14 protein-coding genes and 1 pseudogene are annotated in these 12,295 nt (G+C 56.2%); 5 read left to right on the forward strand and 10 right to left on the reverse strand.

Going from position 1 to position 12,295, the window contains the following annotated elements; genetic code table 11:
- Positions 1-5: 5 nt before the first annotated feature.
- From cbiB to V4U84_RS07535, 3 genes are read right to left on the reverse strand one after another with little or no spacing between them, the layout of a single operon-like run.
- On the reverse strand, positions 6-983 hold the full coding sequence (gene cbiB / locus V4U84_RS07525) for an adenosylcobinamide-phosphate synthase CbiB (protein ID WP_334073725.1): 978 nt from the start codon (positions 981-983) through the stop codon (positions 6-8).
- Positions 980-1,726 (reverse strand): adenosylcobinamide amidohydrolase, encoded by a 747-nt coding sequence (locus V4U84_RS07530; RefSeq protein ID WP_334073724.1) that lies wholly within the window; start codon positions 1,724-1,726, stop codon positions 980-982. Before V4U84_RS07530 ends, cbiB begins: the two co-directional genes overlap by 4 nt.
- Entirely contained in the window at positions 1,723-2,823 is a 1,101-nt protein-coding gene (locus V4U84_RS07535; RefSeq protein WP_334073723.1) for a pyridoxal phosphate-dependent aminotransferase, read from the reverse strand. The genes V4U84_RS07530 and V4U84_RS07535 overlap by 4 nt, the downstream gene beginning before the upstream one ends.
- Positions 2,824-3,007: 184 nt before the next feature.
- Here V4U84_RS07535 and V4U84_RS07540 point away from each other — a divergent pair, with 184 nt between their 5' ends.
- Both V4U84_RS07540 and V4U84_RS07545 read left to right on the forward strand, forming a co-directional pair.
- Positions 3,008-4,012: a lipoate--protein ligase gene (locus V4U84_RS07540; protein ID WP_334073722.1), complete on the forward strand. Its 1,005-nt coding sequence runs from the start codon at positions 3,008-3,010 to the stop codon at positions 4,010-4,012.
- 307 nt (positions 4,013-4,319) lie between these two features.
- Positions 4,320-5,123: a Cof-type HAD-IIB family hydrolase gene (locus V4U84_RS07545; RefSeq protein WP_334073721.1), complete on the forward strand. Its 804-nt coding sequence runs from the start codon at positions 4,320-4,322 to the stop codon at positions 5,121-5,123.
- Here V4U84_RS07545 and V4U84_RS07550 read toward each other — a convergent pair.
- The 4 genes from V4U84_RS07550 to V4U84_RS07565 all read right to left on the reverse strand — a co-directional run bounded on the left by V4U84_RS07550 (position 5,101) and on the right by V4U84_RS07565 (position 7,250).
- A complete protein-coding gene (locus tag V4U84_RS07550) occupies positions 5,101-5,355 on the reverse strand; it encodes a hypothetical protein (protein WP_334077003.1) in 255 nt (84 codons plus the stop codon). The two genes, V4U84_RS07545 and V4U84_RS07550, sit on opposite strands and share 23 nt — an antisense overlap.
- Positions 5,356-5,445: 90 nt before the next feature.
- Positions 5,446-6,225: an MBL fold metallo-hydrolase gene (locus tag V4U84_RS07555; protein ID WP_334073719.1), complete on the reverse strand. Its 780-nt coding sequence runs from the start codon at positions 6,223-6,225 to the stop codon at positions 5,446-5,448.
- Positions 6,226-6,259: 34 nt separating this feature from the next.
- Entirely contained in the window at positions 6,260-6,793 is a 534-nt protein-coding gene (locus V4U84_RS07560) for an anti-sigma factor domain-containing protein (protein WP_334073718.1), read from the reverse strand.
- Entirely contained in the window at positions 6,774-7,250 is a 477-nt protein-coding gene (locus tag V4U84_RS07565; protein WP_334073717.1) for an RNA polymerase sigma factor, read from the reverse strand. The genes V4U84_RS07560 and V4U84_RS07565 overlap by 20 nt, the downstream gene beginning before the upstream one ends.
- A gap of 596 nt (positions 7,251-7,846) precedes the next feature.
- On the opposite strand from V4U84_RS07565, the pseudogene V4U84_RS26915 reads away from it, so the two are divergent.
- Positions 7,847-8,244 (forward strand): annotated as a pseudogene (locus tag V4U84_RS26915) (ABC transporter permease); the annotation flags it as partial.
- Between the two features lie 88 nt (positions 8,245-8,332).
- Here V4U84_RS26915 and V4U84_RS07575 read toward each other — a convergent pair.
- Positions 8,333-9,397 (reverse strand): sulfate/molybdate ABC transporter ATP-binding protein, encoded by a 1,065-nt coding sequence (locus V4U84_RS07575; protein ID WP_334073715.1) that lies wholly within the window; start codon positions 9,395-9,397, stop codon positions 8,333-8,335.
- 223 nt (positions 9,398-9,620) lie between these two features.
- On the opposite strand from V4U84_RS07575, the gene V4U84_RS07580 reads away from it, so the two are divergent.
- The gene (locus V4U84_RS07580) at positions 9,621-10,022 is read left to right on the forward strand and encodes a secondary thiamine-phosphate synthase enzyme YjbQ (protein ID WP_334073714.1); all 402 of its coding nucleotides are present in this window, start codon (positions 9,621-9,623) and stop codon (positions 10,020-10,022) included.
- A 613-nt stretch (positions 10,023-10,635) separates the two neighbouring features.
- Entirely contained in the window at positions 10,636-10,794 is a 159-nt protein-coding gene (locus tag V4U84_RS07585) for a hypothetical protein (protein WP_334073713.1), read from the forward strand.
- 195 nt (positions 10,795-10,989) lie between these two features.
- Here V4U84_RS07585 and V4U84_RS07590 read toward each other — a convergent pair whose 3' ends face one another.
- Positions 10,990-11,586: a TetR/AcrR family transcriptional regulator gene (locus V4U84_RS07590; protein WP_334073712.1), complete on the reverse strand. Its 597-nt coding sequence runs from the start codon at positions 11,584-11,586 to the stop codon at positions 10,990-10,992.
- A gap of 5 nt (positions 11,587-11,591) precedes the next feature.
- Positions 11,592-12,224 (reverse strand): YigZ family protein, encoded by a 633-nt coding sequence (locus tag V4U84_RS07595; RefSeq protein ID WP_334073711.1) that lies wholly within the window; start codon positions 12,222-12,224, stop codon positions 11,592-11,594.
- Between the last annotated feature and the right edge of the window lie 71 nt (positions 12,225-12,295).

Raw genomic sequence — 12,295 nt, forward strand, 5'->3', positions numbered from 1 at the left:
CCCTTCTACTGCCAAAGCAAGAACAAGGCCCCGCTCCACCATAAGTTCAAAAAAACGGCCCCAAACACAAAACTGCCCGAGACGAAAAACATTAACCGCGCCGTTCTCGGGATATCCTCGGGCTCCAGTTCCCGCGTCTTGTCGCCCATATAGCTGCGGAACGAAGTTACGCCGTGGTAGGAGTTTTCCCCGCCGAGGCGTACGCCGAGCGCACCCGCGACCGCCGCTTCGGGATAGCCGCTGTTGGGGCTCGGATGGGAAGCGGCGTCCCGGCGGAAGATGCGCCAGGCTCGCCGCGCGTCCAAGCCCTGCACCCGGGCCGCGAAGACCAGCAGCAGCGCGGTCAGGCGGGCGGGAATGTAGTTGGCGATGTCGTCCAACCGGGCTGAAGCCCACCCGAGATCGAGGTACTTCTCGTTCTTGTAGCCGACCATCGAGTCGAGGGTGTTGACGGCCCGGTAAGCCATCGCCAACGGCGCTCCGCCGATCAGGGCGAAGAACAGCGGCGACACGACGGCGTCGACGATGTTCTCCGCCACCGTCTCCACCGCGCCGCGCACCACCTCGGGCGGCTCCAGATGCCCGGTGTCGCGGCCGACGATCATGCCGAGCGAACGCCGGGCCTCCGGCAGGTCACCGCGCCGCAGATGGCCGCACACCTCCATCCCGGCGTCCCGCAGGCCTTTCGCCGCGATGGTCGTCCAGACCAGCACGGCCTCCGCGGCAGCGGCCAGCCAAGGGCTGACCCCGGCCAGCAAGCGGAGCGCGGCCCAGGTCAAGACCAGACTGCCGCCGGCGACGACGAGCGGCAGCAAAATCCCCGCGGCCCGGTAGGCGCGGGGGTGAAAAAGGCGGCGGATCGCCGCCTCGACCCGCACGATCGCCTTCCCCATCCCGATCACGGGATGGGGAAGCCAGCGCGGGTCGCCCAGCAGCCGGTCCAGCGCGTACGCGGCCGGCAGCACCCACCACGCCGCCGTCACGGCCGCGGCTCCGCGGGGGCTGCCGCGGCGGCGCGCAGCGATTCGCGCACGGCGGCGTAAACCAGGCGGCCCACCGTGCCGCCCAGATCCGTCGCGGTACCGGCGTAGCTGTGCAGCAGCGGCCAATCCGGCCGCTGGCTTGCGCCGAGCACGACCGCGTCGGTCGTGGTGCCGGTGGCCGCAAGCCCGGTCTCGGCGTCGAGCACGCCGAGATCGCCGAGCGCGGCGGATTTGGCCTCGGTCGCCGTAATCACGGCGTTGACCATCGCCGCCGGCGTCAGCTTGCCGTCGACGGCAAGCATCAGGTTGATCGTTCCCGGCGTCCACGAGGCCGGGAACGTCGTCCGGCGGACGCCGGCGCGCGCCGCGTTCGAGACGCCCGCCGTCGCGCAGCAGAAAACGGCGAAATTCTCGGTGCGCTCCTCCATCACGGCGGTATGCCGCAGCTTGACCGCCGTCAGCAGACCCGCGGTTTCCTCCGCGGGATAGCCCCATTCCTTCAGACTCCGCCCGATATCCCGGACAGGGTCGTCACAGCGGTAATGACGGTCAACGTAAATATTGACCATCCGCCGAAGCGATCCCGCTCCCCCGCCATACACCGAGCTGCCCACACTCTCCAGCGCCATCGGCGCTTCAAGCAGAATATGCCGCTCCCCGCGAATCAGGCGAAGACCCGGCCAAACGGCCGACTCGTAAATCCCGCTTTCCCTTTCTCCCATATGCAAAAAAGGTGTCGTCATTCCCTCTCTCCTCCTGACAATACATGTTTCATTTTCTCCATCAACTGCAGACATGCGGGTTCATTCTTTACGGCCACACGAATATCCCGTTCGGACAATCCTTTGTACATGGCGCAGCTGCGGACCAATACCCCTTTGGCTCCCAGCGCCGCTTGCACCCCGGCGGCCGTCTTCCCTTCGGGCAGACGAACCAGCAGAAAGTTTGCTTCTCCCGGCCAGGTCCGGCAGCCCAGTTGCTCCAGACTCTGCCGCAGCATCGCCCGCTGCTTCGCGATCAGCGAAATCGTAGCCTCCTCGAAGGCGCTTCCCGCGTCAAGGCAAACCTCTCCCGCAAGCAGGGCAAGGGCGTTGACGCTCCAGGTTACCTGCTTGTCCCGCATCGACCGGGCCGTTTGCGGATGAGCGACGGCGTAGCCAAGGCGCAGACCGGGAATCGCGTAAAACTTCGTCATCGATCGGACCAGAATCAACCTGGTATACCGATCCAGCTCCCCCAGCAGGGTCTGCCTCCCGCTTTCCGGGATGAAATCGATAAAAGCCTCGTCGATAATGACGTAACTACCGCATTGCTCCCCGGCTTCCGCAAAAGATCTCAGCTCATCCAGGCTGTACTGGACACCGTTCGGATTGTTCGGCTGCCCGATGAAGACCAGATCGGATGACTCTATCAATTGCCGCACTGCCTCGGGCTCGGCCCTGAAAGCCAGTTCCTCGGTCCCGCGCACCGACGTCACCGCGGCCCCGAACTGCCGGGAGAGCGCCTCGTATTCCGAGAAACAGGGCTCGACGATCCCCACTTTCTTCGGTCCCGCGGCGAGCAGGGCCAAAGCCATATTTTCCGCGGCTCCGTTGCCGATGACGAAACAGCTTTCCTCCCGTTGCAGCTTGTCGGCCAGCTTCGCGATCAGGGCCCGGTGCCCCGGATCCGGATAGGCCGTTACGGCCGGAAGAGCCTCCCTAAGCTTGTCCAACAGCCCGGGCGGCGGACCGAGCGGATTGATATTCGCGCTGAAATCGATGAATCGTTCCGCGTCCACTCCGTATTTTGCCGACGCGGTCCAAACGTCGCCGCCGTGACCGTATACCTCGAGTACCATTGCCATTGCCCCCGTCTTTTTCAATCTACTGCACTTTTAGGTGAAGTCTACCACACCTTGCGTTGAAATCAAGCCTTGAAAAAGACAAGAAAACCGGGTTCTCTTTCATTTCAAGGAAGGTTTGGTTTACAATAGGTACAGAGTGTACATAACGCCAATCCATAGCACGGGGGGAACACAAATCATGCTGTTTATCGACAATCAGGGGATCACCGATGCGTCCGTCAACCTGGCCATCGAGGAATTCGCGCTAAGACATCTGCCGCTTGAGGATGACAGTTACCTGTTGTTTTATATCAACGCACCGTCCATCATCATCGGGAAGCACCAGAATACGATCGAGGAAATCAACGCCGAGTATGTGAAGGAGAAAGGCATCCAAGTGGTCCGCCGCCTATCCGGCGGAGGAGCGGTTTACCATGACCTCGGCAATCTTAACTTCAGCTTCATCACCAAAGACGACGGCCAATCGTTTCACAACTTCCGCAAATTTACCGAACCCGTGGTCGAGGCCCTTCGCTCTTTCGGCGTAAACGCCGAATTGACCGGCCGCAACGATCTGCAAGTAGGGGAGCAAAAAATTTCGGGCAACGCCCAGTTTGCCACCCGCGGACGCATGTTCAGCCACGGAACCTTGATGTTTAACCTGAACTTGGAGGATGTCCAGGCTTCTCTGCACGCGAATCCGGAGAAATTCAAATCCAAGAGCACGAAGTCCGTACGCAGCCGCGTCGCGAATATCATTGACTTTATGGACCGCAAAATGACGGTCGAGGAATTCCGTTCCGAGTTGCTCCGTCATATTTTCGGCATGGATCCCGAGTCCGTTCCGCAATACAAACTGACGGAGGCCGACTGGGAGAAAATCCGTCAAATCTCGGCCGAACGCTATAAAAACTGGGATTGGAACTACGGTCTGTCGCCGGAGAGCAATGTCAAGCACGCCAAAAAATTTCCGGTGGGCATCATCGACCTGCGGATGGACATCAAGGATGGCCACATCAAGAACATAAAAATCTACGGGGATTTCTTCGGCGTAGGCGATGTGACCGACATAGAGGACAAGCTGAGAGGCGTACGCTATGAGGAAAACGACGTTCGCGCGGCCCTGTCGGATGTCGATATCAAGCATTATTTCGGCAACCTGGAGAAGGACGAGTTCATCGGACTCGTGTTCCTTGAAGAATAGTGGCTGGCAAGCAAATTGCTGCAAATATGCGGGAATATCCGGCAGATCGCGGAGATTTGGCAAAATTGATGCAAATCTGCATGCATTTTAGGCGGTTTTCGGGGAATGAGCGGTCTCTGTCGTAAATGCCTGCAGATCTGCAGGCATTTTTACACGGATCGACGTCGGTAGGCCGTCCGGCTTATTTTTCGCTGCCTTCAATTGCACGCTATGAATTGAAATCTTGGATTCATGAGGTACAATAGAGAAAACTGCACCAAGAGAGAAGGACGAAGGGCTTTTTCGTCCCCAAAAAGGAGAGGACCCATTGTATAAACTGGTTGCAATCGACATCGACGACACTTTAATCAATGACGACAAAGAAGTAACTCCGGCCACGCAGCAGGCCTTGGAGCAGGCGGTCGCTAAAGGCGCCGTCGTCACTTTGGCAACGGGCCGCGCTTATGCCAGCGCCCAGGCGATTGCCCGTCAAACCGGACTGAATGTTCCCATCATCACGTATCAGGGCGCCCTGGTCAAAAATCTGCTGGACGAACAGGTCCTTTACGAGCGCTACGTTCCGGTGGATGCCGCGCAAAAGCTGTTTGAGTACTGTATCCAAAACGACCTCCACCTGCAGACTTACATCGATGACAGGCTCTATGCCCGCGAGGAGAACCAGAAGCTGATCGACTATACGGCTTTGAATAAAACCAAGTATTACGTCGAACCCGATTTCGCCAAACTTGTGGCCCGGCCTACGCCGAAAATGCTGATTATCGATGAGCCTGATTACCTGGACGAAATCGCCCCGGTGCTGCGGGAACTGCTTGGCGAAGGCGTGCACATCACCAAATCCAAGCCGAATTTCCTTGAAATTATGCACCATGAAGGAACAAAGGGACATGCCCTGAAGTTCCTGGCCGCCCATTTTGGCTGCGCGCTGTCCGAATGCATCGCCATCGGCGATTCCTGGAACGACCATGAAATGCTGGAAGCCGCGGGCCTCGGCGTCGCGATGGGCAACGCGATTCCCGCCCTGAAGGAGATCGCCGACTACGTGACCGCCAGCAATAACGAGGACGGCGTCAAGCTGGTCATTGATAAATTCATCCTTGGCCAAGAGGCGTAATCGTACCGGATCTGCGCTGCTCTTCCGTCAAATTAACGGGAATTCCTCCCGTTAATTTGGCGCTGTTCACGCCATCCGCGTCATTAGCTGGAATTCCTCCAGCTATTTCCGGCTCTTTTGTCCGAATCGCTGCTCCGCTCGCAAAATAACGGGAGTTTTTCCCGCTAATCACGTGCTGCAGCGGCCACCGTACTTGATTAGCGGGAGTTTTTCCCGCTAAATCCGTATTCATCCGACCGCCTTTTATTTACCTTCTAAGCAGAAAGACCGCCGGTTTTTTCCGTAAACGGAAACCGCGGTCTTTTCTTCTCCTTCGGGCTGCTTAGGTAGCGGCAACAAGCGGCACCGTCATTCCCGTGGCCGCGTACCGTACGCCGTCCGGCAGATCATAATCCTTACGCAGGTCGATATCATGCGACATGTGCGTGAATATCGTCTGCCCCGGCTTGAGCTTCCGAAGCAGTTCGAGCGCTTCTTTCACATCATACACCGAGCGGGTGGAGAACTCGGCCAATTCATGATAAAAGCTCGTCCCCAACACGAGCAAATCCAGTCCGTTCAGCAAAATTCGCTGCTCCGGCGGCAGAGCGATCGAATCCGGGCAGTAGGCCCAGACAAAGCCGTTCTTTTCCAGGCGATAGGCATAGGAATAGCCGTTTTTTCCGTGGTTTACTTTCCAGCCGGAAATACGCCACCCCGCAAGCATTATCCCTTCATCCACCGGGTAGAAATCCAGATTTCTTTCAAGCCAGGGAAATTGGCGGTTGATCGCCTCCAGAACCTCGCCCGGAGCATATAGCTGCCCTCTCCGTTCCAGCCACCGGCAAGCATCCGCCCATTCCGGAAGACCGCCGATATGATCGAAATGAGGATGGGTGACAAGCACCGTGCCGGCAAACCGCTGTCCCCTCCGTTCCATACTGTCCCGCCAATCGGGACCGCAATCGATCAGAAAGCTTTCCTCCCCGCATTCAACCGCCACGGAGGATCGGTAGCGCCGGTTCAAGCCCGCCGTTCTCGCTTCCCCGCAAACTTGGCAATCGCAGTACACGCGAGGCACGCCCATCGCATCCCCCGTCCCCAAAAACACCAGTTGTTCCACTCGGTCTTCCCCTCTCTCCTGTCTCGTCTCATCACTATTCTTTTCGTCGCGAGGTCAAATCCACAAAGATCGTATCCTTCGGGGCAAGATCGTCCGGATCCCCATTTCTCGTCTCCACCGTCAGCACCAGATTGTCCGCCTCTTGAAGAGCCTCTTTGTTTTTAACGTACAGATGGGCCCGATAAGCGTGATATTGCAACAATCCCAGGCTGTCGCGGGTCCCTTCCTTAACGGCCCAAACCTCGACGATTTGGTCCTCACGCGGAACAATCCCGCCGACGAGCATCAGCATTTCCCGCGACGACTCATTATACCAGACCATACCGGAGTCCGGGGCGAGTCTGCCTCCGTCAAGGGGCAGGGCGATGCTCTCCGGACTCGACATCACCGGCAAGGCGGCGGGCTCATATCTCTCCACATATCTGCTCCGCATTTCCGTAAGCTTCTGTTCCGGTACCGAGCCGAGCACCCAATCCACCCAATCCTCTTCCGTATACTTTGCCGTGCAGTCCGATAACACATCCGGCCGCGTTGCGCCCACGCCCTGTCTATAAACGGAATCGTTCATCCTTCCCGCCTCCTTCCGGTGAGTGGCTCCAGCCCTGCTTTTCCAACTGTTTGCGCAAATTGGCAAGCCCGTAGCGGACCCATGACTTTACCGTGACGATCGGAACGTTCCAGGCTTCGGACATCTTCTTATGGGTGTGAAGGGTATAATACGAGCCCAAAATCGCTTTTCTCTGCGTCTCGGGCAGCGCATAAACCGCCGATCTCAAAGCCTCCTTTTCCAGCCGGGAAATGACCTGGTCCTCCTCGGAAACCCGCGGCCCCCCGGGAAGAAACTCCCCTTCCAGCGGCTGAACCCGCTGATTTCGCCTCAGCCGGTCGAGGCAGCGGCTCCTCATTTTTACGGCCAGCCAGGCTTTGATCGAACAGCGGGCCGGATCATAGTCCGTTCCCCGCCGCAGGGCCTCGAGAAACACTTCATGGCAAACATCCTCCGCCTCCATCCGTTCACCCACCATCCGGATGGCCACCTGCATGACAAAAGGACGTACGCTTCGTAAAACCGGTCGAACGCCTCGACCGATCCGTCGCACATTTGGCGCAGCCGCAGCGTCATCTCTTCATTTTGCAGGTCCATGCTCCTTCCCTCCCGATCTATCCCCCTCCCTCATTACCTCCCGTTTTACCAAAAAGAGCGCCATTTGAAAACCCCGAAAAATTTTTCCCGCGCATAAATCCAAAACGAAATTTCGTTCGTAACCTTTATAACCGCAGTGATCGAAGGGGGATGAACCGGCGGAGCCGAGGGGCCCATCGTTTCCGCCGGACTCCCGGTCCGCTGCCCTGAACATTTATGTCATAGTCGCAAGGAGGAATTCAGGTCATGCTGAAATTTTATCGTAAGACGGCGTTTTTCCTGATGGCCCTGTTTACCGCGCTGGTACCCGCGTAATGGCCGGACCTGTGAAGGCTTCACCGCTGGAGGCTTGGAGCTCTATACGCCTTATCTCGAATGGTCCGCCGGTCTATCGCTGGAAACGAAGGCAAAAGACTGGAAATATACCCTGTCGGCCGGCGGCCGCGACATCTCCCGCATCGCCGTAAAGCCGGGCGAGACTCGGCCCTGTCCTCCATCTCGGTCTGGCTGTTCTTCACGATCTTTTACAGCATGATTATCAACCTGATCGACAGCGCCACCGCCGTTTCCGAGCAGCAAATGAACCCGGCGGCACAACTGCGGCAAATGAACTTCACCCTGACGCTGAATCGCCTATCGCCCACCGTGCTGTTCTCGGAGACGATTACGACGATGCTGTCGCCCGGCGTCCGTTCGCTTGGCCCGTTGACGATGGATCAACTCGTCGGCGCCATCGCCAGCCCGCTGCCACTGGGTCAGAGTCTGATTCTCATTTGGCCGCAGCTGACCGGCCTGATCGCCGCAACCATGGTCTGCTTCGGCAATTCCTATGCCTTGCCTTGTTCATGCGGCAGGAAATCCGCTCCAGAGTGTAATTGCAAAAAAACCGCGGAACGGTCTACGTTCTCGCGGTTCTTTTTTATGGGACGTTCAAGCCGGTTATTTCCCCCGCCGACGCCTGGATCAGATCATTACGCTGATCGGCCCGCCCTTCAGCGGGTTCTCCACGATCCAGCTTCTTTCCTTATTGAACAGGTATGCCCTGTGTACAAGTACGCGCACGTACTGGCCGGGTTTCAGCGTCTCTTTCTCCAGAGACCTGAACGTTGTCAGAACATGACCGCCTACCTCCACTTCCACCAGCCACTCGCTGCCGCGGAAATGCAAATGCTTCACCACGCCCGGCTCGGTGGCGGACAAGAGCGTAAACTCGTGGTCGGTTCCGACCTCGAGATATTCGGGTCGAATAAGGGCCTGTGTCCCCGCGCCCGCCGCCTCATCCTCAAATCCCTTCAAATCCGCCGCCCGATCCACAAGGGTCGATTGTCCGATGAAGGAAGCCACGAACGGTGTGTCCGGCTCCTTGTAAATGTCCCAGGGAGTGCCTTTTTGCTCGAGCCTGCCCTCATTGATAATCATAATTTCGTCCGCCACTTCAATCGCTTCATCCTGGTCATGGGTTACAAAAATCGAAGTAATCCCCACGCGCTCGATCAGCTCTCTGAGCCAGGAACGCAGCTCCTGACGGATCTTCGCATCGATGGCGGCGAAAGGCTCGTCGAGGAGCAGCAGCTGCGGCTCAGGCGCCAAAGCCCGGGCAAAAGCTACCCGCTGCCGCTGCCCTCCGGACAGTTGGTGCGGATAACGCTTCTCGAATCCTTTGAGTCCGGTCAACTCCACCAATTCCATGACCCGTTCCTGAATGCGGCTCTTCGCCGCCTTTTTCACCTGCAAGCCAAAGGCGATATTATCAAACACCGTCATATGTTTGAACAGGGCATAGCTTTGGAACACGAAGCCGATCCCCCGATCTTGGGGGGCGAGACCGTTGACCCGGTTGCCGTGAAAGAGAATCTCTCCCGAATCCGGCTGCTCTAGACCGGCCAACATGCGAAGTATCGAAGTCTTTCCTCCGCCGCTCGGCCCGAGCAGCCCGATCAACTGCCCTTTTTCAATGCCAAAGCTGACGTCCTTTACGGCATGGAAACTGCCAAAGTGCTTATCCAAATTTCTTACTTCCACATGCATGGGAACGGCCACATCCTTTCTCGATCATCTCATCTATAAAAATATTTATTCTTATAAACTTACTTGGGTTTATTATATAATGACACTTTATCAAACCCGTAACACCTCGTCAACAAATTTAAGCGGCCGCATGCCGCAATTTGGCAGATCAACCTTGCCCGGGTAAAATACAATTAGAAACGCGCTTCTAACTTTAGTATATGTAAAGGAGGGCAATCTGCCCATGTTGCATACCTTAGAATTATCCACCGCCAAAAGGGACGAGATGCGCGACATTACCCGCGAAGTCCGCTCCCTCGTTAAAAACAGCGGGGTCGTTAACGGGCTAGCCGTCATCTATTGCCCGCACACCACGGCCGGTATTACCATTAATGAAAATGCGGACCCGGATGTGAAGCATGACGTTCTCCTGCGGCTTGATGAAATTTATCCCTGGGAGCACCCCAAGTACCGTCATGCCGAAGGAAACACCGCCTCCCACTTAAAAGCGATTACGACCGGTTCCTCGCAAACCGTCATTATTCAGGATGGAGATCTCGTGCTGGGCCGCTGGCAGGGCATCTATTTCTGCGAATTTGACGGTCCAAGGCAGCGCCGGTATTTGGTGAAGCTGATCGAGGAGTAGAATGCGGCCGATCGGCCTTGTCCCCGCGGTCCCGGCTTCCTTTATCCTATTACAGGCCGAACAAGTATATGGGCGTAAATGTCCGCAAGAGTAACCGTGGAGAGTGGCCGCCCGGGACCGGACTCCCCAATACTAACCGAACCGGGATACGCCCGGGGGCCCGGGGGATACACGGCCGATACACCCGGAGGCCCTGGGGATGCACGGCCGATACACCGCTTGCCGCGGTGGGCCTGGGAGGACGGAGTAGCTTAGCCTCCACGGTAGGCCTCCCCACTCTAACGGAAATCATAGCGGCTATTTCGCGCTTTTTACCATTTTCGGAGCTCTAACGGAAATAATAGCGCCTATTCGGGCTCATTCCCGCCAAAAAGACCTGTTTTTGAATAAATAGCCGCTACTGCTTCCGTTAGAATTCCCAATCGGCCTCTTTGGACGGAATAGCGGCTACTATTTCCGTTAGATGCTTCGAACCTGGTTCTGGCCTGCTTCCGGGCCTGCTTCGGCCCGGTTCTGACCGTATAGCGCCCCAAAAAACCGCTAAGGCGGTGACAGGTCGGTAATAGTCGTGCGTTCAAACTTCCCTAAAAACTCCCAAAGGAGAATGGAATCAATGGAGCGAATCATTTCTGATGATCATGCCGATACCCTGGCCATGGACTATATGTGTTATGTGATTTTATCGTTTCTGACTTTTCGGAGAGTTACCAGTGTGGAGAGGAAAAAACAGCGGCTTAAGCATAAGCTGGCATTATTGCGGAACAGGAACTAGCTGCATAAAAGCGTCAAAAACAAACAAAGAACGCGGATCTCCCGGGAGAACCCACGTCCTTATTCATTTCGGGCGATACCAACGTTTGAGGACAATTACGATTAGGAAGTCGATAACGTTATTAAAGCAACGTAATGACGGAGTACAGCTATGACAGAGTAAATGATTAAAGTAGAGACTTAAAACAAAAACGTCTTAAGACGTCAATCGATAGCTGCTTTGACTTAACACTTTTACGTGGGCTATAGCGGCGGGTGAAATCTCCTCGAAGGTGAGGCGATCTTGGATATAGAACGAGATGAATCCGTGAATCCCCAAAAACATGCTCAGCGGCAAGGACGGATTATCCTCCATAGGATGCCGCTCCTCTTTCAAAAAGCTGCGGACGATCCGGTCGAACATGTCGAAGCACTTGGCTTGCTCGGCCCGGCAATAAGACAGAATCTCCTCGTCCCGTAGCATGAACATGATTTCATATTGGTACGGATGCTCCAAACCGAATTTGATGAATTCCAGCATCAACTGCTCTACCTTCGTCAAGCCTTCGCTCGGCGGGCGTTTGGTCACCAGTTCGCACAACCGCGCCAAATGATTGAAATCCTGCACGACGATGGCGTAGAACAATTCCGCTTTTTCCTTAAAATGATAGTAAAGGGAGCCGTGGCTATAGCCTAAATGCTGCCCGATGCTCCTCATGGAAATTCCGCGATAGCCTTTCGTGATAAAAAGATGTCTCGCCGCATCCATAATTCGTTCCCTTGACAACTCCTGCTCTACTGCTCTTCTTGCCATAGGCTTTATTCCCCTTCAATAAAGTAGACCTTGTCACCTTCCGTCATCTTGGCCTGCCCCTGAGTCAGATCGGTCATCCATGCCACAAAAACTTCCGACTCTCCTTCCAAAGGCAGACAACGCAATGTTACCTTATCGGCAAACCCGGTTTCCCCTGTGCGGATGCCCCGGTTTCTAAGCTCATTCTCCACCTTGCCGAGCCAGGTATAATCCAGCTCCACAAGAATCTCGCGGTGCAGAACGCGCGTAATGACTTCCCCGGCTTCCGTCGCGGCGACGGCCCCGTCCGTGTAGGCCCTGATCAGCCCTCCGGCCCCCAGCATAATACCTCCAAAGTAACGGGTAACCACGATGGCCACATTTTTGAGCCCCTGGTTGCGAATGACCTCCAGAATCGGCTTGCCGGCGGTCCCGCTAGGTTCCCCGTCATCCGACTGCTTCTGGATTTCATCCCTTTCCCCGATCATATACGCCGAGCAATTATGAGTCGCGTTCCAATGCCGTTTCTTAATTTCTTCAATAAAAGCTACGGCCTCTTCCTCCGTCTCCACCGGCTTGATCTGGCCGATAAATCTCGACTTCTTGATCACGATTTCCTTTTCTCCGGCTTGACGCACCGTTTTGTAACGTTCCAGCATCTCATTTCCGTCCCTTTGAATGTGCCAAGAAGCAGCCCAGCCGGAAAAATCCGGTGAACTGCTTCCTGGCG

Source organism: Paenibacillus sanfengchensis (assembly GCF_036864765.1).
In the GTDB taxonomy this organism is placed as follows: Bacteria; Bacillota; Bacilli; order Paenibacillales; family Paenibacillaceae; genus Fontibacillus; species Fontibacillus sanfengchensis.